Annotated in this window: 24 protein-coding genes; 16 read left to right on the top strand and 8 right to left on the bottom strand. The window is 67.8% G+C overall.

Annotation, left to right across the window (positions count from 1 at the left end; translation table 11 throughout):
* Positions 1–3 precede the first annotated feature (3 nt).
* A complete protein-coding gene (locus FVQ89_RS11490) occupies positions 4–1,182 on the top strand; it encodes a CdaR family transcriptional regulator (protein ID WP_147902074.1) in 1,179 nt (392 codons plus the stop codon).
* Here the strand turns inward: FVQ89_RS11490 and FVQ89_RS11485 are convergent.
* The gene (locus FVQ89_RS11485; protein WP_147902073.1) at positions 1,151–1,975 is read right to left on the bottom strand and encodes a DeoR/GlpR family DNA-binding transcription regulator; all 825 of its coding nucleotides are present in this window, start codon (positions 1,973–1,975) and stop codon (positions 1,151–1,153) included. The two genes, FVQ89_RS11490 and FVQ89_RS11485, sit on opposite strands and share 32 nt — an antisense overlap.
* A 239-nt stretch (positions 1,976–2,214) precedes the next feature.
* Between FVQ89_RS11485 and FVQ89_RS11480 the strand changes: the two genes are divergently transcribed.
* From FVQ89_RS11480 to fabF, 10 genes are all read left to right on the top strand, one after another.
* On the top strand, positions 2,215–3,504 hold the full coding sequence (locus tag FVQ89_RS11480; protein WP_147902072.1) for a sugar ABC transporter substrate-binding protein: 1,290 nt from the start codon (positions 2,215–2,217) through the stop codon (positions 3,502–3,504).
* Positions 3,505–3,574: 70 nt separating this feature from the next.
* A complete protein-coding gene (locus FVQ89_RS11475) occupies positions 3,575–4,483 on the top strand; it encodes a carbohydrate ABC transporter permease (RefSeq protein ID WP_255513573.1) in 909 nt (302 codons plus the stop codon).
* A gap of 2 nt (positions 4,484–4,485) precedes the next feature.
* Positions 4,486–5,355: a carbohydrate ABC transporter permease gene (locus FVQ89_RS11470; RefSeq protein ID WP_147902070.1), complete on the top strand. Its 870-nt coding sequence runs from the start codon at positions 4,486–4,488 to the stop codon at positions 5,353–5,355.
* A 53-nt stretch (positions 5,356–5,408) separates the two neighbouring features.
* On the top strand, positions 5,409–6,272 hold the full coding sequence (locus tag FVQ89_RS11465) for a ketose-bisphosphate aldolase (RefSeq protein WP_147902069.1): 864 nt from the start codon (positions 5,409–5,411) through the stop codon (positions 6,270–6,272).
* Between the two features lie 26 nt (positions 6,273–6,298).
* Positions 6,299–7,483 carry an ADP-dependent glucokinase/phosphofructokinase gene (locus FVQ89_RS11460; RefSeq protein ID WP_147902068.1) on the top strand — a complete coding sequence of 395 codons (1,185 nt, stop codon included), beginning with the start codon at positions 6,299–6,301 and terminating at the stop codon, positions 7,481–7,483.
* A gap of 11 nt (positions 7,484–7,494) precedes the next feature.
* A complete protein-coding gene (locus FVQ89_RS11455; RefSeq protein ID WP_147902067.1) occupies positions 7,495–8,481 on the top strand; it encodes a carbohydrate kinase in 987 nt (328 codons plus the stop codon).
* 76 nt (positions 8,482–8,557) lie between these two features.
* Positions 8,558–9,487: an ACP S-malonyltransferase gene (locus FVQ89_RS11450; RefSeq protein ID WP_147902066.1), complete on the top strand. Its 930-nt coding sequence runs from the start codon at positions 8,558–8,560 to the stop codon at positions 9,485–9,487.
* Positions 9,484–10,482 (top strand): beta-ketoacyl-ACP synthase III, encoded by a 999-nt coding sequence (locus FVQ89_RS11445; protein WP_147902065.1) that lies wholly within the window; start codon positions 9,484–9,486, stop codon positions 10,480–10,482. The genes FVQ89_RS11450 and FVQ89_RS11445 overlap by 4 nt, the downstream gene beginning before the upstream one ends.
* 40 nt (positions 10,483–10,522) lie before the next feature.
* Positions 10,523–10,771 (top strand): acyl carrier protein, encoded by a 249-nt coding sequence (locus tag FVQ89_RS11440; RefSeq protein ID WP_147902064.1) that lies wholly within the window; start codon positions 10,523–10,525, stop codon positions 10,769–10,771.
* Between the two features lie 94 nt (positions 10,772–10,865).
* The gene (fabF, locus tag FVQ89_RS11435) at positions 10,866–12,101 is read left to right on the top strand and encodes a beta-ketoacyl-ACP synthase II (protein ID WP_147902063.1); all 1,236 of its coding nucleotides are present in this window, start codon (positions 10,866–10,868) and stop codon (positions 12,099–12,101) included.
* 29 nt (positions 12,102–12,130) lie between these two features.
* Here the strand turns inward: fabF and FVQ89_RS14475 are convergent, their stop codons facing one another.
* The 3 genes from FVQ89_RS14475 to FVQ89_RS11425 form a co-directional block, all read right to left on the bottom strand.
* Positions 12,131–12,283 carry a hypothetical protein gene (locus FVQ89_RS14475; protein ID WP_187265017.1) on the bottom strand — a complete coding sequence of 51 codons (153 nt, stop codon included), beginning with the start codon at positions 12,281–12,283 and terminating at the stop codon, positions 12,131–12,133.
* 26 nt (positions 12,284–12,309) lie between these two features.
* The gene (locus tag FVQ89_RS11430) at positions 12,310–12,813 is read right to left on the bottom strand and encodes a DUF3145 domain-containing protein (RefSeq protein ID WP_147902062.1); all 504 of its coding nucleotides are present in this window, start codon (positions 12,811–12,813) and stop codon (positions 12,310–12,312) included.
* A 119-nt stretch (positions 12,814–12,932) separates the two neighbouring features.
* Positions 12,933–14,570 (bottom strand): bifunctional 3'-5' exonuclease/DNA polymerase, encoded by a 1,638-nt coding sequence (locus FVQ89_RS11425; RefSeq protein WP_147902061.1) that lies wholly within the window; start codon positions 14,568–14,570, stop codon positions 12,933–12,935.
* A 65-nt stretch (positions 14,571–14,635) separates the two neighbouring features.
* Between FVQ89_RS11425 and FVQ89_RS11420 the strand changes: the two genes are divergently transcribed.
* From FVQ89_RS11420 to FVQ89_RS11410, 3 genes are read left to right on the top strand one after another with little or no spacing between them, the layout of a single operon-like run.
* Positions 14,636–15,064, top strand: coding sequence for a VanZ family protein (locus FVQ89_RS11420; protein ID WP_147902060.1), 429 nt, complete (start codon positions 14,636–14,638; stop codon positions 15,062–15,064).
* Between the two features lie 35 nt (positions 15,065–15,099).
* Positions 15,100–16,011, top strand: coding sequence for a hypothetical protein (locus FVQ89_RS11415; protein ID WP_147902059.1), 912 nt, complete (start codon positions 15,100–15,102; stop codon positions 16,009–16,011).
* 40 nt (positions 16,012–16,051) lie between these two features.
* Positions 16,052–17,119, top strand: coding sequence for an isopenicillin N synthase family oxygenase (locus FVQ89_RS11410; protein WP_147902058.1), 1,068 nt, complete (start codon positions 16,052–16,054; stop codon positions 17,117–17,119).
* On the opposite strand, the gene FVQ89_RS11405 is transcribed toward FVQ89_RS11410, so the two are convergent.
* On the bottom strand, positions 17,091–17,930 hold the full coding sequence (locus FVQ89_RS11405) for a DUF1684 domain-containing protein (RefSeq protein WP_147902057.1): 840 nt from the start codon (positions 17,928–17,930) through the stop codon (positions 17,091–17,093). The genes FVQ89_RS11410 and FVQ89_RS11405 overlap by 29 nt on opposite strands.
* Before the next feature lie 129 nt (positions 17,931–18,059).
* Between FVQ89_RS11405 and FVQ89_RS11400 the strand changes: the two genes are divergently transcribed.
* Positions 18,060–21,800: an SCO7613 C-terminal domain-containing membrane protein gene (locus FVQ89_RS11400; protein WP_147902056.1), complete on the top strand. Its 3,741-nt coding sequence runs from the start codon at positions 18,060–18,062 to the stop codon at positions 21,798–21,800.
* A gap of 203 nt (positions 21,801–22,003) precedes the next feature.
* On the opposite strand, the gene FVQ89_RS11395 is transcribed toward FVQ89_RS11400, so the two are convergent.
* Both FVQ89_RS11395 and FVQ89_RS11390 read right to left on the bottom strand, forming a co-directional pair.
* On the bottom strand, positions 22,004–22,564 hold the full coding sequence (locus tag FVQ89_RS11395) for a hypothetical protein (RefSeq protein ID WP_147902055.1): 561 nt from the start codon (positions 22,562–22,564) through the stop codon (positions 22,004–22,006).
* Entirely contained in the window at positions 22,561–23,205 is a 645-nt protein-coding gene (locus FVQ89_RS11390; RefSeq protein ID WP_147902054.1) for a hypothetical protein, read from the bottom strand. The genes FVQ89_RS11395 and FVQ89_RS11390 overlap by 4 nt, the downstream gene beginning before the upstream one ends.
* A gap of 346 nt (positions 23,206–23,551) precedes the next feature.
* On the opposite strand from FVQ89_RS11390, the gene FVQ89_RS11385 reads away from it, so the two are divergent.
* Positions 23,552–24,709, top strand: coding sequence for an SIR2 family protein (locus FVQ89_RS11385; protein WP_147902053.1), 1,158 nt, complete (start codon positions 23,552–23,554; stop codon positions 24,707–24,709).
* Positions 24,710–24,918: 209 nt separating this feature from the next.
* Here FVQ89_RS11385 and FVQ89_RS11380 read toward each other — a convergent pair whose 3' ends face one another.
* A complete protein-coding gene (locus FVQ89_RS11380; RefSeq protein ID WP_147902052.1) occupies positions 24,919–26,244 on the bottom strand; it encodes a hypothetical protein in 1,326 nt (441 codons plus the stop codon).
* Positions 26,245–26,392 lie beyond the last annotated feature (148 nt).

The raw sequence follows: 26,392 nt of genomic DNA, 5'->3' as shown, positions 1-26,392 counted from the left end.
ACGGTGGCGGAGAGGACGAAGGCACAGACGCTCGCCTGGCTGCGAACGCTGTCGGGTGAGTTGTCGACGACGACGCTTCGGCGCCTCGACGAGACCCTTCCGTGGTATCGCGAGATGCCTCCTGGGCGCCGCAGCGCCGTCGGCCTCGTCGCCCAGGCGGGCATCACCTCGTTCATCTCCTGGTACGACGACCCGAGCTCGACCCCGTGGATCGCGGCCGACGTGTTCGGTGCCGCGCCTCGCGAGCTGCTGCGCTCGGTGAGCCTCCAGCAGACGCTGCAACTCATCCGGGTGACGGTCGAAGTCGTCGAGGATCGCGTCCGCGACGCCGGTGACGACCTCCGCGAGGCGATTCTGCTGTACTCGCGCGAGATCGCCTTCGCGGCGGCCGACGTGTACGCCCGGGCTGCCGAGGCCCGCGGGCTGTGGGATGCGCGGCTCGAGGCGCTCGTGGTCGACTCCATCCTCACGGGCGAGTACGACAGCGAGCTCCCGAGCCGCGTCGCGGCTCTCGGCTGGAACGGACACGGCGCCGTCTCGGTGCTCGTGGGCACGGCGCCGCGGATGCTCGACGTCGACCAGCTCCGCCGGACCGCCCGGCACCTCGACGCGGATGTGCTCATCGGAGTGCAGGGATCGCGTCTCGTCCTCGTGATCGGGCGGGTCGATCCGCCCGAGGAGGGCGAGGTCCACGATCCGCTTCCCTTCATCGAGATCGCACGTCAGCTCGAGCCCGGGTTCGGTGCCGGTCATCTCGTGCTCGGGCACGAGGTGGCGTCGCTCGTCGAAGCCGCCCGAAGTGCGAAGGCCGCGCTCGCCGGATTCGCCGTCGCGCGGGCGTGGCGGAACGCGCCTCGACCTGTGCTCGCCGATGACCTCCTTCCGGAACGTGCGCTCGCGGGCGATCCGCTCGCGCGCGTCGCCCTGATCGAGCGGATCTACAGCCCGCTCGAGAACCACTCGCACGAACTCCTGCAGACGTTGTGGGCCTATCTCGACAACGGCCGTTCGCTCGAGGCCACGGCGCGGGAGCTCTTCGTGCACGCGAACACCGTTCGCTATCGCCTCAAGCGCATCAGCGAGATCATCGGCTGGGATGCGACCGGGGCGCGAGAGGCGCTGATCCTTCAGTCGGCCCTGATCATGGGTGCTATCGCGCCGTCGTCGCGCTCTCGGGGGTGAGGATCGTCACCCCGGCCTGTTGAAGGGCCGCGGCGAGATCGGGCTCCGGCATGAGGTCGCTGATCAGATAATCCACGCCGTCGAGCGGAGCGACCTGTGCGAAGAGGCGACGGCCGAACTTGCTCGAGTCGGCGAGGATCGCGGTCCGAGTGGCCCGCTGGATCATCTCCGACATCATCGCCCCGTCTCCGAGGTTGCTCGTAGAGTATCCGGACTCGGCAACGCCTCCGACGGCGATCAGCGCCAGGTCGCACCGGATCTCGACCTCGAGGCCGCCCGGCGTCATGGTGAACGCCACAGGTCCGGTCGTCGCCTGGGTGATCGAGCGTACGGCGCCGCCGAAGATGTAGAGATCACGGAACGCCTTGGGCGACACCTCGGACGGGATCCGCAGATTGTTCGTGGCGATCGTGAGATCCCGGTGATCACGAAGGGCCCGCGCGACCGCGATGGTCGTGGTGCCCCCGTTCAGCATGATCACGGAACCGTTCTCGACGAGACCCGCGGCGACCCGCGCGATCTTCTCCTTCTCGGCGGGGTGCATCCGGAGGCGCACGTCGAGCTCGCGGTCGTTGCGCTCACCCTCCTGCACGCTCACGGCCCCGCCGTGCGTACGGACGAGAACCCCCTCGCGGTCGAGCTGATCGAGGTCACGGCGCACCGTGTCGATGGAGACTCCGAACCGTGCAGCGAGGTCGCCGACGGTGACCTGGCCCGCGGCCGCAACGTACGCGGCGAGGTCCGCTTTGCGCCCGGCGGGCAGTCGCCGACCCTTCTCAGTGGACTCGCTCATGTTGGACATGCCTAGCACATAACCGCAGGAAAGCGACATCACCTCAGCCGAATGACGAGAAATCAGCAGAAAACGGCAAACGGTCACGATTGGGTAACAGCTCGGCATTCACTGGCCCGAATGCCGGGATTTCTCCCCACAGGGTCGTTGACTGACCGCAAAACCCGGCATACGATCACAAGACATTGCAGAAACGCGCATCGAAGCGCGTAAAACAGCATTCTCAAAGAGGAGACATGATGTCCAGATCCACACGGGGGCGTCGCACCGCCCTCACCGCGGTCGGCGCGATGACCGCTGCCGCCGCGGTCCTGATGACCGCTGGCTGCTCGGCCGACTCGGGCGACGCCGACGGCGACGTGACCATCGAATTCGCGCAGTGGTGGGAGCCCGAGCTGCCCGAGGGCGCGCTGCGGTCCATCATGGACGACTTCGAGGCGGCCAACCCCGGCATCACGGTGGAGCTCATCAGCGGCCCGTACGCCTCCACCAAGGAGCAGCTCTTCGCCGGTGCCGCATCCGGCACGATGCCCGATGTCGTCGGTCTCGACGGCGCATGGGTGAGCGACTTCGCCAAGCAGGGCGCCATCGCCGACCTCACCTCGCTCATGAACGAGCAGGGCATGGACGACAGCAAGCTCGCCAGCCAGATTCAGATCGACGGCGCGACCTACATGATCCCCGTCGTCAACTTCGTCTACCCGCTCTTCGTCAACACCGACCTCCTGAGCGAGGCCGGGATCGATCAGGTCCCCAGCACGCGGACCGAGTTCGAGACCGCGGCGAAGGCCATCACCGACCTCGGCAGCGGCGCAAGCGGATGGGTGCTCCCCCTCTCGCTCGAAGCGCCCAACGGGATCCAGAACGACGTCATGTCGTGGAACTGGGCATCCGGCGGATCGATGCTGACCGACAGCGGCCAGCCCGACGTGACCAACGCGGACGTCGCGAGCACAGTCGAATACGTCAAGTCCCTGTGGGACGACGGTGTGATCGCCGCCGGCTCGTTCACGATGAAGGAGCAGGACAAGGTCGAGGAGTTCACCAACGGCCGTGTCGGCATGATGATCGACTCCCTCTCGCACATCAACCTCATCCAGGAGAACAACCCCGACCTCAACTTCGACATCGCCGCGATCCCCGCGGAAGATGGATATGACGGGTCGCGGGGCATCCCCTACGCCTCGTGGGGAATCGGAGTCGCCGACGGCAGCGACCACCAGGCCGAGGCGCTCAAGCTCGTCGAGTACCTCATGAGCGCCGATGTGAACTCGGAGCTCTCGACGATCGCCAACGCCTTCCCCGGCAACGTTGACTCGACTCCCGAGTTCGGCGACGGCAAGGAGCTGTTCGAGAAGGCGTTCGAGATCTACCAGAGCGGCTACCCGGCCAACGAGTTCACGGGACTCCCGGTCTCTGAGGAGCTGATGCGCCAGTTCGACACCGAGTTGCAGAAGTACCTCTCCGGAGATGAATCGGTCGACGAGATGCTCTCGACCGTCCAGGACTCCTGGACCGCGGAGTTCTGACCCACGTCGGGGTCGCGCCGCATCCGCAGGCGGCGCGACCCCGCATTCCCCATCGACTCGGAGGTACCCGGTGAGCGCCACGCTCCCCCGAACGCCCCGCCGCATCGGAGCGGCACGGCGGCTCGAGCCCTACGCCTACGTGGCGCCGACGGCCGCCCTCATGATCGTGCTGATGCTCGTGCCCATCGCGATGGTCATCGGCTACTCGTTCCTCGACAACGTGATCCTCAACAAGGATCCCGAGGTCGTCGGTCTCGACAACTACATCGAGGTGATCACCGATCCGGTCTTCGGGACGGCCATCGCGAACACCCTCGTCTTCGTCACCGCGAGCGTCGCGGCCCACCTGCTCATCGGGCTCGCCTTCGCGATGATGCTCAACTCACGGCTGCTCGGGCCGCGAGTGCTCGCCGCCTTCCGGGGAATCTTCATCCTTCCGTGGCTCTTCACCGCGGCGATCGTCGCCGTTCTGTGGCGCATGCTGCTGTCGCCCAACGGGGTGGTGAACTACCTGCTCGGGGCGCTCGGCTTCGGCGACGGCACGACCGAGTGGCTCTCCGACCCAGGTCTCGCCCTCGGGTCGGTGACCTTCATCAACATCTGGTCGGGCTACCCGTTCTTCATGATCAGCCTGCTCGCCGGCCTGCAAGGGATCCCTGCCGACCTTTACGAGGCCGCGAAGGTCGATGGCGCCGGGCCCATCCAGCGCTTCTGGAACGTCACCATCCCGCAGCTCAAGCCGATCATCATCTCGATGGCGCTCCTCGACTTCATCTGGACGTCGCAGCAGTTCGCGCTCATCTGGATGACCACGGGCGGCGGTCCGATCGTGGCCACCGAGATGCTCAGCACCTACACCTACAAGCTGGCGTTCGCGAAGTACGAGTTCGCGCTCGCCTCGACCAGCGCCGTGCTCATCCTGCTCCTCTCGATGGTGCTCGCGGTGCTCTACGTCCGCCATCAGCGAGCGAGGGACTGACCATGACCATCCAGACCTCCCGTCGTCCAGGCGTCTCTCGCGGAACGCGGACGAACCTCGCGCGCCTCGCCCTGCTCCTGGGTCTCGTCGCCGGCGCGACCTTCGCCTTCGCACCCGTGCTGTGGATGCTGTCGAGCTCGTTCAAGCCGAACACGCAGATCTTCGAGTTCCCGCCGCGCCTCGTGACAGAGGCGTTCTCCTTCGACGCCTACGCGCGTATTCTCACGGATCCGGAGAAGGTGCGCTTCTTCCTCAACAGCTACATCGTCGCCGGAGCGGTGACGCTCCTGACGCTGCTGGTGGCGATCCTCGCCGCCTACGCCTTCAGCCGGTTCGAGTTCCCGTTCAAGCGGCCGCTCAACGTCGTCATCGTCAGCGTGCAGGCGGTACCGCCGATCACGCTGCTCATCCCGTACTTCGGCCTGATGGTCACCCTGGGGCTCTACAACACCTATCCGGGGCTGATCTTGACCTACATGGTGTTCACGCTCCCCTACGCGATCATCATGATGACCGGGTACTTCAACACCCTGCCTCGCGAGCTCGACGAGGCGGTGCGCGTCGACGGCGCCGGCTCCTGGACCGCGCTCTGGCGCGTCCTCGTGCCGATCTCGGTTCCCGGCATCGTGTCGGTCGGCGTCTACACCTTCATGATCGCGTGGAACGAGTACCTCTTCGCGCTCACCCTCACGAAGACCACGGACATGCGGACGGTGCCGATCGGCATCCAACTCCTCATGGGACAGCACTCGTACGAGTGGAACGAGATGATGGCGATGAGCATCCTCGGTTCGATCCCGGTCCTGGTCCTCTTCCTCTTCTTCCAGCGCTTCTTCATCGGAGGCCTCGCCTCCGGCGCTGTCAAGAGCTGACGGGCGTCCTTCCGCGCCCGCCGGACAACCGCACATCGAACAAGGAGAATCACGTGCTCTACACCGGAAAGTCCATCCTCGACGTCGCTCACGAGAACGGCTTCGCGATCCCCGCATTCAACATCAGCGACTGGGCGATGTTCACCGGGATCATGGACATCAGCGAGGAGCTCGACGCCCCCGTGATCATCGCGATCCACCCGGACGAAGTCCGCCACATCACGACGGATCTGATCCCCGCGATGCGTGCGCGCGCCCACCGCTCGAGCGTTCCGGTCGCGATCCACTGGGACCACGGCGGCACCTTCGAGCAGATGATCCAGGCCATCCAGGCAGGGTTCACCTCGGTGATGATCGACGCGTCGATGCAGCCCTTCGCCGAGAACGTGGCCCTCACGCGGAAGGTCGTCGAGGCCGCTCACGCCGTCGGCGTCGTGGTCGAGGGTGAGCTCGGCACGATCGGTGCGAACGACTCGTACGGGGAGTCCGGGGCCGCCGAGATCATCTACACGGATCCGGCCGACGCCGTGCAGTTCGTGCAGGAGACGGGGGTCGACTCCCTCGCCGTTGCAATCGGCACCTCGCACGGCCTCTACCCGTCCGACAAGAACCCCGAGCTCAAGCACGAGCTGCTGAGCGAGATCAAGGGAGCGCTCGGCATCCCGCTCGTCCTGCATGGCGGGTCGGCCAATCCCGACTCGGAGCTGGCCGAGGCCGTGAAGCGCGGCATCAACAAGATCAACATCTCGAGCGACATCAAGGTCGCGTACCACAACAAGATGCGCGAGGTGCTCGGCACCGACATCCGCCTTCGCGAGCCGCTGGCGATCCAGCCGGAGCCGCTCGCCGCGATGAAGGTCGTCGCGGCTCAGAAGATCGAGCTGTTCGGGACGGCCGGCAAGGCACCTCTGTATTGATCGGATCGCAGGAGAGGATCGGCGTCGTGGGCGGAAGCATCGTCCTCGGGCTCGGCGGCACGGTGGACTACGAGATCCACTGGGAGCCGGGCACGATCGATGCGCTCGTCGAGCAGTTCGGGATCACCCCCGACGAACTCGACGTCGCGACGCCGATCCTCGACGAGCGGTCGCTGCTCGTCGTGATCCTGGCCTTCCTGCGGGCGGATGCCGGGGGCGAGCGGCACGTCGGCGACTCGGACCTCATCGAGCGGTTCGCAGCCCGATTCCCGCTCCGTGTCACCCTCGGCGGCACGGGAGTGCGGGCCGGGATCGCACTCGACTCGCTCGGCATCGGGTCGGTTCAGCATCTCGTGAGCATCGACGACACCGTGCGCGACCTCCTGCCCCGCTCGATGCGGTGGATCTCGAGCGCCCACGAAGACTCACGCCATCCGCACCTCATCGTGCAGTACCCGGCCGGCACACGGGTCACCGTCGGCGACACGGTTCTCGTCTCCGGCGGCGCGAATCGCCTCATCTTCGCGGACGACCCGCCCAACAGGACGATGGCTCTCGCGTCCGACCTCGGAGACGAGCTCGCGAACGCCGAGATCTTGCTCGTCTCGGGTTTCAACACGATGCGCGATGAGCAGTTGCTGCGCACGCGCCTCCGGGAGCTGCACTCGGCGATGGAACGCCTGCCATCCGACGCGCTCGTGTACGTGGAGGACGCCGGCTACTACGTCCCGGAGTTCCGTTCGCTCGTACGGCAAGCACTCCTCCCCCGTGCGGATGTGTACGGAATGAACGAGGACGAGCTGCAGGAGGACCTGAGGCGCCGCGTCGACCTGCTCGACCCCGAGGACGTCGTCCGCGCCCTCCAGGAGATCGCGGTGGCGGTGCCGGCTCGAACGCTCGTGGTGCACACGCGCTATTGGGCGATCGGGCACGGACCGGAGGCCGGGAGGCATCAGGCAGCGCTGGCGAGCGCCGTCCAGATGGCGGCGACGCGCTACCGATGCGGTGACGGTCACGATGCCGCCGACTTCGCGGCCACCGCTGCGCTGCCGCACCATCGAGCGGGAGCACATGTGGTCGAGACCGTTCTCGCAACCCTTCCGGACACGTCCGGTGTCCCGGCGTTCTCGATCGCCGCGCCCTTCCCCACGACGATCGGGCTGGGCGACACGTTCGTCGGCGGGTTCCTCGCCTCCTGGGCGCGAGAATAGGGAGCGACGGGATGACCATCCCCCTCGTCTCCAACCGACCGGCGAACCGCTTCTACCGCGGCGGTTCGCGCATCGCGGCCTTCCGTGGCGAGGCCGACGCAGCGCCCTACGAGCCCGAGGACTGGGTCGCGTCGACCACGACCGTCTTCGGGGAACAGCAGACGGGGCTCAGCCGCCTGCCGGGCGGGCGGCTCCTCCGGGATGCCGTTCGCGAGGCGCCCGCGCAATGGTTGGGGGTCGAGCACGCCTTCCGCTGGGGCTCGGACATCCGCCTTCTCGTCAAGCTGCTCGACGCGGGGCAACGCCTGCCGGTGCACGCGCACCCCGATGATCACTTCGCCCTGCAGCAGCTCGGGCACGAGCACGGCAAGGCTGAGGCCTGGTACATCCTCGAGGGCGGGACGGTGCACGTCGGTCTGCGCCGTGCTGTCCTCCGGTCGGAGCTCGACGATCTCGTAGCCCGGCAGGACGCCGACGCCCTTCTGGCCCTCCTCCATCCCATCGTGGTCGTCCCCGGCGACGTCGTGTGGGTACCTCCGGGGGAGCTCCACGCCATCGGTGAAGGCGTGTTCCTGGTCGAAGTCCAACAACCCGAAGACCTGTCGATCCTCCTCGAATGGCGCGATTTCGCGATCGACGGGGCCGCGAGCGGCCATCTGGGGATCGGCTTCGATCGGGCCCTCGCCGCGGTCAATCTCCGGCCACGCACTCCCGTCGAGCTGCGCGAGCTGGTGTTCTCTGCCGCACCCTCGGGCCAGCTACTGCCGCCCGACGCCGAACGCTACTTCCGCCTCGAGCGGATTCCGGTCGACGGGCCGGGATTGATCGACGCGGGCTTCGCCGTCATCGTGGTCACCGACGGCGTCGTCGTGCTCGGAGGCCGTCCCACGCCCCGCGGGGCGACCCACCTCCTCCCTGCTGCGGGCGGCCCGCTCGCCGTCGACGGCCACGGCGAACTCCTCGTCGCGCGGCCGCCCGCGCCGAGCATCCGTCTGTAGACATCCCCCAAGGATCCGGCCGGTATTCCGTGGCTCGTATTCGACCGGACGCATGCGAGCTTGGCAGGATGGGTAGGTGACCGTCGTGATCGTGGCGCCCGGGCAGGGCTCACAGACCCCTGGATTCCTCGAGCCCTGGCTCGCCGAGCCGCAGTTCTCGGATCATCTGGAAGCTCTCGCCGAGGCGGCGGGAGTCGATCTGCGGACGCACGGCACGACCTCGGATGCCGACACGATCCGCGACACCGCGGTTGCCCAGCCGCTCATCGTGGGGGCGTCGCTGCTGTCGATTGCGGGTGTGCTCGACGGCGGACGCCGTGATCGCATCGCCGGGATCGCGGGGCATTCGGTCGGAGAGCTCGCCGCGGCCGCCGGTGCCGGGATCATCGACGAGTCCGACGCGATGCGCCTCGTCGCGATCCGGGGGCGCGCCATGGCCGACGCGGCCGCGCAGGTGGCGACCGGGATGAGCGCCGTGATCGGCGCAGACGCCGACGCGCTGACCGAGCGGCTGAACGCGCTCGGCCTTGCGGCGGCGAATGTCAACGGCGGCGGCCAGATCGTGGTCGCCGGCGAACTCGACGCGCTCGAGCGACTGCGCGAGGAGCCTCCCGCGGGCGCGCGCGTGATCCCGCTGCAGGTTGCCGGAGCGTTCCACACCCGGTTCATGGAGTCGGCGGTGGAGGCCCTGCGCGCCGCCGCCTCCGAGGTGACCGTGTCGGACCCGAGGCTGCGCATCTGGACGAACCGCGACGGCAGCACCGTGGCCTCCGGCCGCGAGTTCCTCGATCTCGTCGTCGGGCAGGTGGCCTCGCCTGTCCGCTGGGACCTGACAATGGAGAACTTCGCCGCGTCCGGCATCACCGGCCTCGTGGAGCTCGCTCCCGCCGGCGCACTCGTGGGACTCGCCAAGCGCGGTCTCAAGGGCATCCCCACCGTCGCGGTGAAGACACCCGACGACCTCTCGGCCGCGCAGGCCCTCATCGATCAGGAGTCCGCCGCGTGACCACGCTCCGTCAGGCCGAAGGGCCCCGGTACACCCGGATCTACAGCTACGGCGCCGCACGCGGAGACCTCGTCGTGCCCAACGACGACCTCGTCGGCCCGATCGACTCGAGCGACGAGTGGATCCGCCAGCGCACGGGGATCGTGACCCGCACCCGTGCCTCGCACGACCTGAGCGCGACTGATCTGGCCACCGCGGCGGCCGAGCAAGCCATCGAGCGTTCCGGCATCGATCCTGCCGAGATCGACCTCGTGATCATCGCCACGATCAGCAATGTCCAGCAGACGCCCTCGATGGCCGCGGTCGTGGCCGATCGGGTGGGCGCCAACCCGGCAGCCGCCTACGACGAGAACGCCGCATGCGCTGGCTTCAGCTACGGCGTCACGCAGGCTGACGCACTCATCCGTGCGGGAGCTGCCCGGAACGCGCTCGTGATCGGCGCCGAGAAGCTCTCCGACATCGTCGACCCGACGGATCGCTCGATCTCGTTCCTGCTGGGCGATGGCGCGGGCGCCGTCGTCATCGGCCCTTCCGATGAGCCCGGCATCGCCGCGCCCGTCTGGGGATCGGACGGCTCCAAGGCGGACGCCGTGGGCATGAACGGAACCCTCGTGGAGTACCGCGACGGCGAGAAGGTCTGGCCGACCCTTCGCCAGGAGGGCCAGACCGTCTTCCGCTGGGCGGTCTGGGAGATGGCCAAGGTGGCGCGCCAGGCACTGGAGGTCGCCGGGGTTCAGCCCGAGGATCTCGCGCTCTTCGTGCCGCACCAGGCCAACATGCGCATCATCGACGAGTTCGCGAAGCAGCTGGCGCTGCCCGATTCGGTCGCGATCGCGCGTGACATCGCAACCACCGGCAACACCTCGGCCGCCTCGATCCCCCTCGCCACCCACCGCGCGCTCGAGGAGCACCCGGAGCTCTCTGGAGGGCTCGCGCTGCAGATCGGATTCGGCGCGGGCCTCGTCTTCGGGGCCCAAGTGGTGCGCCTCCCCTAAACTTGTCCCCGGTCACTCGACACCCCTAGGAGAAATCAACATGGCACTGTCCACCGAAGAAGTCCTCGCCGGCCTCGCGGAGCTCATCAACGACGAGACCGGAATCGCGGCGGACACCGTCGAGCTCGACAAGTCGTTCACCGACGACCTCGACATCGATTCGATCTCGATGATGACCATCGTGGTCAACGCCGAGGAGAAGTTCGACGTGAAGATCCCCGACGAAGAGGTCAAGAACCTCAAGACCGTCGGCGACGCCGTCACGTACATCGTCAACGCCCAGAGCTAGTCGATGACGGGCGGGGGCTGACCTCGTCCCCGCCCGATCCCTTTCGCCCGCAGACCCCGCGGCGCGCGTTCTACCACCCCTCGGAGCACTTCGAATGACCAAGAAGATCGTCGTCACCGGTATCGGCACGTCCTCCCCTCTCGGCGGCACCGCCTCCGACAGCTGGAACGCACTGCTTGCAGGAGAGTCCGGCGCCCGCGCGCTGACCCACGAGTGGGTCGCGGAACTGGGCCTGCCCGTCACCTTCGCGGCAGAGGCGAAGGTGCGCCCCGAGGAGGTCCTCGAGCGCACCGAGATCAAGCGCCTCGACCCGTCGAGCCAGTTCGCGCTCATCGCGTCCCGAGAGGCGTGGGCCGATGCAGGCGCACCCGAGATCGAGCCGGAGCGCCTCGGCGTCGACTACTCCACCGGGATCGGCGGCGTGTGGACGCTCCTGGACGCCTGGGACACGCTGAAGGCCAAGGGCCCGCGACGCGTGCTCCCGATGACGGTCCCCATGCTGATGCCGAACGCGGCCGCCGCCGCGGTCTCGATGAACCTCAACGCGCGAGCCTTCGCGCGGACGGACGTCTCGGCCTGCGCGTCGAGCACCGAAGCGATCGCGAACGCGTACGACCACCTGCAGCAGGGCCTCGCCGACATCGTGATCGCGGGAGGCACGGAGTCGGCTATCCACGGGATCACGATCGGTTCCTTCGCGGCCATGCAGGCGCTCTCGAAGCGCAACGACTCCCCCGAGACCGCGTCGCGACCTTACGACGCCACTCGCGACGGGTTCGTGATGGGCGAGGGTGCTGCCTCGCTCGTGCTCGAGACCGAGGAGCACGCGAAGGCGCGTGGAGCACGCATCTACGCGGAGCTCGCCGGCGGCGGCGTCTCGAGCGACTCGTACCACATCACGGCGCCCGACCCCGAGGGCTGGGGGGCGTCGCGCGCGGTGCGTGCGGCGCTCGAGCAGGCGGGCGCAACTCCCGACGACGTCACGCACATCAATGCGCACGCGACGAGCACCCCCGTGGGCGACATCGCGGAGTACAAGGCACTCCTGGCCGTCTTCGGCGACCGCGTACACGACATCCCCGTGTCGGCGACCAAGGCATCCACCGGTCACCTGCTCGGCGGCACCGGCGCGCTCGAGGCGATCTTCACAATCCTCGCCGTGCAGCACCGTCTCGCCCCGCCGACGATCAACCTCACCGAGCAGGACCCCGAGATCCCCCTCGACGTCGTCACGTCGCCGCGGGGTCTCGGAGACGCGCCTCAACTCGCGATCAGCAACTCGTTCGGTTTCGGCGGCCACAACGCCGTCGTCGCCATCCGCTCTGTCTGATCCACTCAGGCCGAGGGCGCCGCGCGTCGTCAGCGGATGACGCGGCAGCCGTCGTGCAGTGTGCACTCCCCGTCGAAGTCGTCGTCGCTCTCCGACTGCACGACCTCGGTGACTTGGATAAGCGGCTCCTCGAGCTCGTCGAGCAGCCTGCGGATGTCGATCGCGTCCGTCTGAACCATCATCTCGCTCCCCTCCCGCGTCTTCGCGGTCAGCCGACCTTGTGCAGCCAGATCACCGGGCTGTCCTCGCCCGCGTAGCGGAACGGCTCCAGTTCGTCGTCCCACGCCTGGCCCAGTGCGACGCGGAGCTGACGGTGCAGCTCGAAGGCGTCGGATCCCGCCGATTCCATCGCCGCGCGGACGCGATCCTCGGGGATCACCGTGTTGCCTGCCGTGTCGGTCTGAGCGAAGAAGACCCCCAGGTCCGGCGTGTGCATCCAACGGCCGCCGTCGGTGCCGAGACCGGCATCTTCCGTGACCTCGTAGCGCAGGTGCTCCCACCCACGCAGTGCAGACGCCAGGATGGCGCCGGTACCCCGAGGCCCCTCCCAGAAGTACTCCGTGCGCTGGGCGCCGGGCAGCACCGGCTGCGGGCGCCAGTCGAAGCTCACCGGACGCCCGAGGGCTCGACCCGCCGCCCACTCGACATGAGGGCAGAGAGCACGAGGAGCGGAGTGGACGTACACCACTCCGCGCGCGATCGCAGCAGCCACTTTTCTCTCCGTTCGTCAGATGCGACTTCCCCATCGACCTGACGTACGTTCGCTGTTGCTTGGGGCAATTATGCCCGGTGAATCCCCGTAATCACAAGCATGTCGTTCGGCGTGTGCTCTCAGTCGGCATCCGCGTAGGTGTCGACGATCGCGACCGTGAGCGGGAACTCCACGGGTGCTGAGCCGAACATGATGCGCCCCGCCTCCGCTGCCGACGCTCGCAGGGCCTCCGCGACCTCCTCCGCGAATCGTTCCGGCGTATGGACGATGAGCTCGTCGTGGAGGAAGAACACGAGGTGCGGTCGCTCGATGAGCAACGCCCCCTCCTCGCCCAACTCCCAGAGCACGCGGCGAAGACCGCCCATCCAGCACAGAGCCCACTCCGCAGCCGTGCCCTGCACCACGAAGTTGCGCGTGAACCGCCCCCACGCCCGCTGACCGCTCCTCGAGCGGTCGCGGTCCTCCGGTGAGCGCGTCTCGTCGTAGCCCGCGGCGTGCCCGGGCGGCGAGCTGCGCCCGAGCCAGGTGCTCACCACCTCGCCCCGCTCCCCCGCGCGCGCGGCGTCCTCGACGAACGCCATGGCACGCGGGAACGCGCGCTCGATCCGAGGACGCATCCGCCCCGACTCGCCGGCGGTGCCTCCGTAGATCGCGCCGAGCATGCCGTACTTCGCCTGGCTGCGCGTCTCGACAGCGCCCGCGCTCACCATCCCCTCGTACATGTCGTGAGCCTGACCCGCACGCGCCATCGCGGCATCACCGGACATCGCCGCGAGCACCCGCGGTTCCAGCTGGGCGGCATCCGCCACGACGAGTTTCCAGCCGGGATCGGCGACGGCGGCCCCACGGATCTGCTTCGGAAGCTGCAGCGCGCCTCCGCCCTCCGAGGCCCATCGTCCTGTGACGACGCTCGACGGCAGATACACCGGTCGGAACCGCCCGTCGGCGACCCATTCATCCAGCCACGCCCAGCCGTTGGCGCTGTAGAGCCGGGCGAGCTTCTTGTAGGCCAGCAGGGGTTCGATCACCGGGTGCTCGATGCCACGCAACTCCCACCGGCTCGTGCTCGCAACCTGCAGGCCCGCCCGTTGCAGACTCCGCAGCAGCACCGGGGGCGAATCCGGGTTCACCTCGGGATCATCGAGGGCTTCCCGGATCGAGCCGACCAGCTCCTCCATACGGCGGGGCCGTGCTCCGGGAGCACGTGGTCCGAGCAGCTCGGTGAGAATGCCCTCGTGCCGATCGCGATCCCACGGCAATCCCGCGAACCGCATCTCTACGGCGACGAGCGCGCCGAGGCTGTCGGCGGCCGCGAGCAGTGACAGGCGACCCGGGCTCGCGCTCTCGGCGATGACCGCGCGTTGCATCCGCAGCTCCTCGACCGGGTCGTCGTCGGGTGCGGGCGCCTCCAGCTCGAACAGGGCGTCGGACGCACCTGTCGACGAGGCCGGGACGTCCCACCGATCGCGCGGAACCGACGCAAGCCGGGTATCGCGCGTGCTGACGGAGTTCCGTAGGAGCAGGCGAACCATCCGCAGATCGACGCACCGTTCGATGCGGGTTCCGGCCGCGAGCAGCGATGGGTACCACCTCGCCGTATCCGCCCAGACCCACCGTGGACGATCGCCTTCGAGCTCGCGGACGAGCTCGGGGAGCCGCCCGCGGTCGATCGTCTCGCGCGTGATCTCGACCGCATCGGCATCGAGCGTCGCAACCTCCACACGCCCCTCGGAGGGGGCGCTCAGCGCGACGAACATGGCACCATCATCGTCGCAGCCGGTGACGCTCAGGTTCACCCTCAACCGATGGATAGCCTGTATCGGTGCGTCTTCTGCTGCTTCGGATCGTGTTCGCGATCTATCTCGTCGCGGTGGGATTCGTGGTGTGGACGCCCGAGCCGGACGCGGAGGCCGTCTCCGGCCTCGTCGGGTTCGCGGCCGGGTGGCTCGTCGATCTCGGCATCCCCTTCGCGACGGTCTACGCGATCCTGGAGTTCGCCGCGAACATCGCGATGTTCGTCCCGTTCGGGATCCTCGCGATGACCGCCTACAGCATGCGGGTGTGGTCGGCGACGCTCGCGGGTCTCGCGACGAGCGCGCTCATCGAAGCAGTCCAGCTCGCATTGCCCGAGCGGTTCGCGACCCTCCAGGACGTGGTCGCCAACACCTCCGGCGCGCTGATCGGCGCCCTCGTGGTCGCGACGTGGCGCTCACGGCGCGCACGCTCACAGCGTCCTCCGAGCTCCGACTGACGAAGCGCCCAGCGACCGCGTCGAGCATCCCCCTGATGCCCGAACGCGAGACCCCACTCAGCCGCAAGCAGCGGCGCAAGCTCTCCAAGCGCGAGCAGATCCAGCGATCGCGGGAAGGCGCGGCGATCAAGCGCGCACGACTTCGACGCCAACGGATTCGGAACCGCATCCTGCTGATCTCCGGCGTGGCCGCCGCCACGGCGCTCATCGCCGTCGCCGGCACCGCGGCCGTGAACGCGAACGCTCGGGAAGCCGCAGCCGGTCCCGAGAACATGGCCAGCGACGGGATCCTGTTCACGGGTGACGGCACGACGGCATCGGTCGTGTCGACGGCTCGCCTCGAGGCGGGTGAGTCCCCGCATCCCACCGCGATCGACGAGACCGACGGCATCCCGGCCCTGACGCTCTACGTCGACTTCGCCGACAAGGACTCGGCGACCCTCATCTCGACGATCTCCGACACCCTCACCCAGTGGCTCGACGCCGGGTACCTCAGCTTCGAGATACATCCCGTCGCCATGATCGACACGGCGCCCGCGGATGACTACTCGATCCGCTCCGCAAACCTCATCGCATGCATGGCGCAGTATCAGCCCGACGGCGTGCTCGATGTCGTGACGGCGTTGGCCTCCGCACGCCTGGAGGATGCCTACCAGCCGCTCACCGACGACGAGCTCGTGATGCTGGTGCGCAACGCCGGGTACGTCGATGACGACCTCGAGAGCTGCATCACCTCGGTGCGCTTCCGACAGTGGGTCGAGAAGGCGACGTCGCGGGTGACGGAAGGCGGAGTCCCGCTGTCGGACGTGGGCACGCTCGAGTCGACACCACTGCTGCTCGGCGATCGCACGGCATACACGGGCGAAGTCGACGACGCAGACGCGTTCAGCTCGTTCGTCGTCGAGGTGTACGAATCCGAGGCGGGGACGACCGACGACGCGGAGTGAGCGAAACCTCGCCGGAACATGCGCGGCGTAGGGTGACGCCATGGTGTTCCAAGTCCCCGTTGTCGACATCTCGCCGTACGTCGTGGGCGGCACGGACAGCGAACGCGCCGCGGTCGCGCGAGCGCTCGACGCCGCGTGCCGCGAGGTCGGATTCATCCAGATCACGGGGCATGGCGTGCCCGAGGAGGTCATCGCGGGGCTCGCATCCGCGCTCGACGACTTCTTCGCGCTGCCGCTGGAGGTGAAGAAGGGCTACGTGACGCCTCCGGAGGTGAACCGCGGGTACACGGCCCCGAAGACCGAGTCACTCTCGCTCTCGCTCGGAGTGGAATCCGCCAACCGCATGAACGACTTCTTCGAGGCCTTCAACATCGGCGACGCGATGAGCGACCATCCGGACGCCGGGTTGCCCGAGGAGCACTACCCCGAGAACGTGTGGCCGGATGCGGACGCCCCCGACTTCGCCGAGCGCGTCACGCGGTACTACCGCGAGGCCAGTCGTGTGGCGCGCACGATGGTGCGGGCGTTCTGCGACGCGCTCGAACTGCCGGAGGGCTTCTTCGACGCGTACACCTCGCACTCGATCGACGTGCTCCGCATGAACAACTACGCCCTCCCGGCGGGGACCGATGTCACGCTCGACGGCGACCTCACCGGCATGGGCGAGCACACCGACTTCGGGATCGTGACGATCCTCTGGGCCGATCAGGTCGCGGGCCTGCAGGTGCTCGGCACCGACGGCGGATGGCACGACGTCATGCCGATCGACGGCGCGCTGCTCATCAACCTGGGCGACCTCACCGGACGCTGGACGAACGACCGGTGGATGTCGACCCTGCACCGGGTGAAGCCGCCGATCGTCGACGGCACGATCGAGCGTCGGCGATCCGCCGCGTTCTTCCACGACGGCAACTGGGACGCGGTCGTCTCGACGCTTCCCGGCTGCGTCGACGCGGAGCACCCCGACCGCTACGACCCGGTCACGATCGACGAGCACATCACGGCGAAGCTCGCCGGGTCGCGCGCCGGTGTGAAGAACACGCGCACGGGATCCGAGACCGCGCGCGTGCTCGCCGCGGTCAGTGAAGCAGCGAGCCGTCCTTCTTGACGGCGTTCTTCTCACCCGCCTCGATGGCGAACGGGAAGCGGTTCTGCTTCGGCGGCAGCGGGCAGTTGAACGCGTAACTGAAGGCGCAGGGCGGCAAGATCGCGCGGTTGAAGTCGAGCGTGATGGTGCCATCCGCGTTGGGGGCGACGAACAGGAAGCGGCCCACGCTGTAGGTGGAGTCGCCGTTCGTGCTGTCAGCGAAGACGAGCTGCAGCGCGCGCCCCGACTTGAACGCGGCGAGGTCGTAGTCGACGCCGTCGCGCGTGAAGGTGATCCGCCCGGGAACGACCTCCTCGCGGGTCTGCCCGTCGGACTTCAGGTGCTCGAAGCCCATGGTCGTGCCCTCGGGGTTGACCGACCAGTCGGCGGTGATGACCCACGACGGGTCGTAGTCGAACGCATCGATCCCGCCGAACTCCTGGATCGCCTCCGACTGGGCGTCCCACACGCGCACCGCGTAGAAGCCGCCCTCCTGGGCGATGACGAATCCGCTCACGGTGTCGCTGAAGCGGATGTTCGACGGCTCGGCCGAGTCGCGACCGCGAACGCTGACCGTGCCGTCGACGAGCTGGCCGTCGACCTGGATGCCGTCGGACGCCTCGGCCGTGAGGCTCACGCCCGACTCGCCCTCGGGAAGCGGAGCCCAGGTGCCGGGAACGCCCCACACCGTCTGCGGCGTGTCGATCACCTGCGTGGTCGTGAGCGCGAGGCTGCCCTGCGGCTGCACCACCGCGAGCTCTCGGCGCGAGTGGAAGTACGCGAGCTGCTCTTCGGGGGTCTGCGAAACGGTTGCGGCAGCGGTGTCGGTCATGCGGTCCATCCTTGTCGACTCCACGGGTTCAACGGCGCCTGACACGGGAGTATTTCCTCGTTCGCTCGATCCATCCCCATCAACCGCGCGGCGGACGAGCGCCGCCTGGCCGCTGGCTAGGCTCCGGACATGACCTGGACCGAGGACGTCGCCCGTTTCCTGCTCGACACGGCCCAGTGCCCCCGCTGCGACACCCGGCTGTGGCACGGAGCCCCGGCCGTGCAGAACGGGGTGTGCGCGAGGTGCCACGTCGATCTTCGCGACGAGCGCGGTGCCGGAGTGTGGAGCGCGTCTCAGGCGGCGGTCGCCGCTCTGCGGGAACGCCAGGCGCTGATCGATGCGCTGCCCACCGCCGATGCGCCGGGGGCCTCGACACACGAGGCCGTCGGTGCGGCTGCCTCACCGGATGTCGGAACGTCGGACCCCAGCGAGTCGTATCCCCGCGAGCCGTATCCCGCTGCCTCCGATGCCTGGGTCCCCACCCCGGATCGACCCCGGTCGGCCGTCAGCCTGCAGTCGGTGCTCGCCGTCGTCGGTGCGGGTCTGCTCGGCGTCGCCGCCATCGTTTTTACCTTCCTGAACCCCGACCTCACCGACTTCGCGACCCGCACGACGATCATCGCGGTGGTGACCGCGGTCTTCCTCGGCGGCGCGTGGTGGCTCCGACGTCGGGGGCTCGCCTTCTCCTCGGAGGCGATCGGCGCGCTCGCGATGGTCTTCCTCGCCTTGGACATCTGGGCGTTCTCCGACGCCGCCCCCGACGACGTGAGCGCCTGGTTCTTCGGCGCGCTGGGTCTCGCGGTGAGCGGCGGTGCGCTGCTCGCCGTGGGTGTGCGCACGGGCATGCGTGTGTGGATCTGGTCCGGCCTCGTCGGCATCGCGATCGTGCCCGCGTTTCTCGGCTACGCGATCGGCGAGCAGTCGACGGCTGGGGGCTCCGCCTGGCCCGCCGCGTGGGGTCACATCGGCGTCGTCGCTCTGGCGTGGGGACTGCTGGAGCTGCTTCCTCGTTTCGTGCGGAAACTGGGGCACTCGTTGTCTGCCGACGCCGCGACGCTCGGGGTGATTCAGGCGGTCGGCGCGATCACGGCGATCCCGTTGGCTGTCAGCGCCGCGCCCAGCGGATTCCGGGGCTCGGAGTCGGTGTGGGGTGCCGTGGTGCTGCTCACGCTGGCCGCGCTCGGGTTCCTCACCACGCGCCGGATCGTGCCCGCCGTGTGGAGCGCCGTCTCGGGGCTGCTCACCTCGGCCGGGCTCGTCGTGCTCGTCACGGCGGTTCCGATCGCGACCGACGATCCTTGGCTGGTTCTGCTCGCGTCGGTCGCGGTGACTATGCCGATTGTGGCGGTGGGCGTGATCCGCCGGACAGGGTCGGTGCACCGCGTGCCGCTGGCGGTCGCCGTGCTCGCCGCCGCCGGTGTCGTCGCGGTGCCGATCGGGGTGCTTCTGACGGGCCGGTCGCTACTGTTGCTCTTCTCGCGCTGGCAAGGATTCGCGGAGGCGATCGAGCCGTCAGCGGCGGGATGGGCGCTTGCGGCGGTTGCCGGGCTCCTCATCATCGCCGGCGGCGTCGCGGTGCTGGGGCGGGGAACCGGACGGACGAGCGCTCGCGCGGTCATCACCGTGCTCGCCCGGTGGCTGGCCGTCTTCGCGGTGCTCGGGCTGCCGCTCGCGGTCGCGGCTCCGCTCACGATCTCGATCGGGCTCGCGCTCGCGCTCGCCGCCGTCTCGTTCATCGCTCTGGCGGTGTTCACGCCGCTTCGGACCGCGAACCTCGGAGCGCGATTGCCGATCCACGCGATCGGGTACGGGGCTCTCGTCTCAGCGGTTGCGTTCTCTTGGCCGGACGAGGCGACCGCGTCGGTCACGGGTGCAGTGGCGGTCGCGGTGCTCGCCCTCGCCGCACGGACCGCTCCCCCGCGGGTTCGCTCGACCCACACCGCCGTCGGGTTCGGGTATGCGCTGGTGGCGGGTGCGGCCGCGTTGAGTCTCACCGTCCTCGAACCGCTGGGGATCCTCGCGCTCGTCACCTCCGCGGCCGCCGTCGTAGTCCTCGCGGTGAGCATCGGCTCCTGGCTCCCCGTGGCGAGTTGGTACGCCGCCCTCGGAGTCGCCGCGGTCCCCTTCATCGCGAGCGTCGCCACCGTGCTGTCGGAGCGCAGCTGGTGGACTGCCCTTTCGGTGGGCGTCGTGCTCGTGCTCGCCGCAACGCTCGTCGGCACGCGTCGCTCGGGATCCGTCGTCGAGTTGCGGGCAGGAGCCGCGGCCATTCTGGTTCCGACGGCGGCGATCGTCGTGGTCTGTCTCACCGCTCAGCTGCCGGGCAGCGGTTCGCCGTACGCGCTGCCCGTCATCGCTGTGCTCGTGGCGTGCGCACTCCCCGGGTCGGCGCTGCTGCGCGCGGTGCTCGCGCGCCGCCCTGACGGCGAGAGGGCCGCCGCTGCGGTGCAACTCGCCATCGAGGTGTCGTCTCTCGTGACCGGCGCGGTCGCGGTGGTGCTGGCGCTCGTGCGCATCGCCGCCGGGCTCGAGATCGCCTTCGTGGTGCTGCTGGTGCTGGGTATCGGTGCAGCGGCATCCGGGCTGTGGCTGCGCCGCACCTACGGATGGTGGACGGCAGCGGCCGCATGGACGGGCGCGCTCTGGTGCGCGTGGGCCATGATCGGCATCGCCGTGGTGGAGCCCTATGTGCTCCCGCCGGCCATCGCCGCGATCGTCGTGGGCGTCGTGTTCCTCGCCCGTGGTGCGGGCGAGCGGCGCGCCCCTGCGGCACTCGTGACCACCGGGCTCGGCGCGGCGATCGCGCCGTCACTCGGGCTGCTCGCGGGCGGGGCCACCTCGGGTGATGTGATGGTCGGGTACTGGCGCGTCGGCGCGTTGCTTGCTGCAGGAGTCGTGTTCGTCGTCGTGGGCGCGCTGCTCACCCGGGCGCCCGGCGTCTCCGCGACGCGATTCGAGAGCATCCGCTTGCCGATCCTCGCGGCTGCGGTCGTGGCAGGTGCGGCGGGCACCGTGCAGGCGATCCGGGTCGGGATCGGACTCGATGCGGGGCCGGTGGATGCAGCGCATCCGCTCATCGCGGCCCTCGGGTTCTCGCTCGTCTCCTCGGCGATCGCATTCGCCGTGGCACGGATCGTGCGCACCGGCGGGGCGAGCTCGCGCTGGCTCACGGCGCCGGGGCTCGCACTGCTCGTCGGGGGCACGATCTGGGCGGTCGATGCGAACCCGCTGGCGATCTGGACGCTCTGGGGCCTCGAGCTGGCACTCCTCGTGGCGATGATCGCGACCGTCTGGCGGGCACGCGAGACGCGGCCGGCTTTCCCGCCCGTGTGGTTCCAGTGGGCGCTCGCCTGGGTGACGGCGGTTGCCGCCTGGAGCCCGCGCGAGGTGCTGCGGGTGGAGGGCTTCTCTCTACCGCTCGGGCTCGCTCTGACCCTGGTGGGAGCGATCGTGCTCGTGCGCGGCACTCTCGCGGACGAGAAGCCGGGCCTCAACTCGTGGCCGCTCGCGTCGACCGGTTCGTGGCGCCTACTCGGGCCCGGCATCGTGGCGACCCTGCTGCCGTCGGTGATGGCGACGTTCACCTCGCCCGACACGTGGCGCGCGATCCTCGTGGTCGCGATGGCGCTGGTCGCGGTACTCATCGGCGCGCGGAAGACGCTGGCCGCGCCGTTCATCCTCGGGATCGCGGCGCTGCCGATCGAGATCCTCGTGGTCTTCCTCGTGCAGCTGGGAGACGAGATCAGCCCCCTGCTGTGGTGGATCACCCTCGCGACGGCAGGACTCGTGCTGCTCGTGATCGCGGTCGGCTGGGAGCGCCGTACCGGAGCGGATGCGTCGCTCGCGGCGCGGATCCGGGACCTGCGGTAGCCGAGTGGTAGCGCGGGCGGGACTCGAACCCGTGACCGACGGCGACTCCCAGGCACCTCACGCCCGATCACACCCGACAAGAGACTCGGCGAGATCTCGACACTTTCGGACCGAATCCGGATTTGACGTCAGCCGAGATTAGCCGAGCTGAGGAAGTCCCTGAAGAAATTCAGACTCTGGCCGAGCCACGAGCGCAGTCGAACCTAGCCCTTGCGCGTCTTCCGCTCGTACTTGTGCGCCGTCCTGTAGGCGCACCACGCTGCCATGCCTCGTAGGACCTCCGGTGGCTTGCTTGCCTCCCTTGCAGTTCGAGTCCAGCGCAGCATCACCCATGCGCGCACCCACGTCAGCACCGGGTGCCTCCACCGGAAGACCACGAGCGCACCTTCGTCGGGCACCAGTTGCGGCAGCGTGACATCTCGGGCATCGGCCTCATGATCGAGATTGGTGTTGACCGCATACAGGTAGAGCGTGCGCCCCTCCCCCGGGTGCAGTGAGTTCTGCCACGGTTCGCCGGTGCCGTGCCGGGCTTCGCCCAGATCGTTGAGACCCTCCCAAACCCAGTCGAGGTTGTACGCCGGGCGAGAGCCTCTGGAGTTGATGATGGAGACCGTCAGCCCTGACTGGTCGACGAACGGATGAATCGTCAGCCTCGGACGAGAGAGCCATGCCGCGAGCACACCTAAAATCGCGATTGCTGCCGCGAGGACTGTGAGGATGTCGGCGGCTCGCGAGAACGCCAGCCAGGCGTCGGCCTCGCTCACGGCTTCGACTCCTTAGCCGTCTTGCGCGCCTCTAGGTCGGCGTAACCGAGGAAGGCATCCGCGAGTAGCAGGAACTCCCGCGCCTGATTCGGTGTCACCTTCTCTCGATCGCGGATCGCGAGGTCTCGCACGATGCCGAGACCCTGCACCGTGTCGAGCAACTGGCGTGGGAGGAAGCCGCGCTCGACGGCGATGGCCGCCATCTCCTGGACGCTCCGCTTCCGGGCGCCTTCGTGCGTGCTCTCGCCGCGCTCGGTGAGTAGCTGGTCGAACCAGACCTCGATTGCGATGAAGCCCTCCAGCAGTGCATTGAGAGGGTTCTCCTGGGCCTTGGCGGCGTAGAGGTCACGGAGCTGCGGACGCGGCCTCACATCGCCGACGTCGGGCTCCTCAGAAGCGTCGGCGTCCGAGTCGGCGATGGCCTCGATCAGGTTGGCGCTCACGTCTGCGGCGGCTCGATCGAACTTTACAGTCGCGTTGCCGAAGCGAAACTCAATCAGGTGCTCCAGGGCATCGCGCAGCGGCTTCCGGAACGCCAGGAGGACCACCATCACGACGAGGGGCCACGCGATCGCGCCGAGGATCGCCGCAGCCGCAAGCATGTAGTCCACCCAGGTCGGGACGCCGGTGATCGGGTTCATGCCGATGACGCTAGCGGCTCACGATGGCCCGGCTAGGGAACCGATGTGGTGGTCTCGAACCTGGGGATCGCGCGCGTGAGGGCCGGCGGGCGTCACGACGGGGCCCGGGCACAGATCGCCGGCTCCGACTAGCGCCAGCTAGTAGCCGGCCAGGCTAGGAGACCGACCCAGCGCATCAAGGGATTGCCGACCGCGTTGGCTGCGCCTACCGGCGTAGCCGTGAAAGTCGTCCACGACTGCTTCATTTGGAAGTCTGGGCCTCGAGTAGGTGGATGCCTACACGCATAATCCGATCGTTTTTGGTATGAGCCGCCGAGGGCTCTATGCCAACCTTTGCTCATGAACCATGAATCGCTGGTCGATGAGTAAGCCGGGTCCTGATGCCCGAAATGCCGCTGTTCTCGTTGGAAACGGCCTGAGTATCGCGTTCAACCCGGAGCTGGGCCTCGGGCGCATCTCAGAAGAAGTACTGAAGCGGATGGCGAGCGGCACCGAGGGGGTAGACGAAGCTGTCGCCGACGCCATGAAGAAGATCGCTGACTCGTACAGCGCCAGCGGACAAGCCGACTACTCAGATTTCGAGAACATCGTCGGCGCCTTTGGTGGTCAGAGTTCGATGCTCGCAGACCTCAAGAAGATGGCTGACCTCGTCGAATCTGAGAACCCCGAACTCCTTGCCGCGATCGAGAAGGCTGCTGAGTTCGCGATGCAGGTTCGCGACGCTGGCGTGAGCCATGTTCTGGAGGTCATCTTCGAGCAGGCCCGGGCCTACTCAGACGACATGGGCGAGATGTACGAGGTAACGCACGCAATCGTTGGTGCCTTTGATGGGGTCGTCACCTTCGGCAATCTGAACTACGACACTCTCTTGCTGAGCGCGCTGCTCGAAACCTGCAAGCCGGAACTTGCAGACCTCGGCCACGGGTGGCGGAAGGGCACAGTCACAACCGGCAAAACGACCAAGCACGAAGTGCCGATGCTGAGGCGCACGCTCGACTTCCCGGAATACGCTCGCGTGCACCTGCTCCAACTACATGGCTCGCTGAACTTCTGGGGCAACGGGAAGAGCTTCTACAAGCTCGACACCACCTTCCTGGGCACCTATCGACCATGGGAGACGGTACGACGAGGACGAACCGCCCTGCGTCCCGCGGTTGTGCTCGCGAACCAACGGGACAAGACGGGAGCGGTAACGCAGTATCCGTTCGCTCTCGCGTACACCGGTCTTGCGAGTGCCCTCGCGGACAGCAGTCACTGGCTTGTTGTCGGCTATTCGTTCCGTGATGTGTGTGTGAATGACCTATTCGAAGCAGAGCTACGAGGCCGCGAGAAACCGCCGGCCATGCTGGTCGTCACGCTGGGTGATCGGCCTTCTCGGCGGGAGGTCGAGGCGGCCGTGGGATGGGACGCTGCTCGAGGCGACTCGAAGGCGTGGCTCCGATTCGATAGGCGAGGGGCGTCAGGATTCGCGGCGCGCGGAGCTTGGAGTGGCTTCATCTCGTAGCGACGAACGAACGCGAAGCTCGGCGACGTCTAGCCGCGCGGATCGGGCGCCCGGATCGAGAGGATCGCGGGCCTCATCGTCTCTTATGCCACGGTTTCGGCACCTCATCGTTCGGCGCCGCGTGCCTTATGAAGGCGAGTCGTAGAGAGCCGCGGCGTGATCATTCAAGCGCGAGGCGGCACGGCCACGCGTTGTGGGAACCGACTTACCTAGGGCGACAGCTCGCTGGCGATCACCAGGCGTCCGTTGTCGGTGGCGGCGATCAGCCGCCGACGTGCGTCGTCTTTGTCGGGCGTGTAAGTGATCAGCCCGAGAGCCGAAAGCGCCTTCAATTGCGTCAGCAGGGGCGGCATTGTGGCGTATCCGAACTCCACGAACTCACTCGGGTAGGCGAGGCCGTTCTTGTCGATCACCAGAACGCGCAGGACCTTGCGCGCGGCTTCGTTGAGCTTCTTGGTTAGTTGAGCCACGACTTTCTTGCCCTCATTGATCTGATAACTCCGAAACGCCGCTGCCCGCTCTTGCGCTGACATCCAGAGGACCTTCTTAGGTGCACTGCGCAACGAATAGCGCTCAGCTAGGCCCAGTGTGAACCGCAGATTCTGGCCCGTGGCGAGATAGGCGGCTTCGAACGCCGCTGGGGAGACGGGCAAGCTGGCGTCATCGCGCTGCTCAACCACCTCCGCGCGACGCTCGATGACCTGTTGCGCATAGGTGTGATCCAGCGGCAAGACTTCAATGGGCTCCGCGAATACTCCGCTCATCTTCTGCGTCCGAAGGCCGGCTCCGACCATTCCTTCGGCTCCGCTGATGATCCAGCGGAGACCGTCACGCTTGAACAGTCGATCCCTCAACGACTCGAAAACGTCGATGAGACCAGCGTGCTTGCCAAGGCTCTCGAGGTTGTCGAGCAGAAGAATGACGCCGCCGGCCTGCGGAGTTGGGAAGACCTCTCTCAGCCAGGCGTCAACGAGATCAATTGCTCCCTCGTCTGTGAAGCCTTGGCTGGTATTCATGGTCTTGCCGCGGCCAAACGATGCGTTGCCACCTGCAACGAAGGGTACGCTCGCGCCAATACCCGCCGACCACGAACTGGCCTGTGGCGAACTCAGCCAGGCGCGAAACTCGGCCATCTGCTGTAAACCAAATCCCGCAGCTCTCAATTGCGCTTCGGCTGATAGGAGGGCGGCTGCGATCTGGTAATAGGCGCGCTTTTCGAGTGTGGCGGCTGTGTCGCTGTCGGTAAGTTCAAGCGGCTTGCTCGTGGCAAGGAATCGAACCGTGTGGCCCCGTATTTGCTTCCAGGAAGTGGCTTGCGCCGTGGCGACGGCGGCGAGGCTCGACTTCCCCACGCCATAGCCGCCCTCAAGCGCGACGAGCTGCACACCGCTCGCGAGGTCACTCAGGATCACGTCGAGTTCGTGATCTCGACCGACCAACAATCGGGCGTCTGCATCTGTTGGCTTCAGCGCCGTGGTCGAGTAAGGCGAACCCGAATAGCCGTACTGAGTCCAGATGCTGAGGACTTCCGCCATGCGGACACCTTAGGGGAGTTCGACCGCCGAACAGACAGCCTGCCCGGCTCATAGCCAGGCCGGAATACCTACAACGACCCGACTCCGCGGTCAGGGTCTCGATTTCGTCGCCATCGAGAACAAGCTCGCGGCCCTCGGAGTTCACGAT

This window comes from Homoserinibacter sp. GY 40078 (genome assembly GCF_008017545.1).
Taxonomy (GTDB): Bacteria; Actinomycetota; Actinomycetes; order Actinomycetales; family Microbacteriaceae; genus Homoserinibacter.
This window is presented reverse-complemented; position numbering and strand designations above follow the sequence as displayed.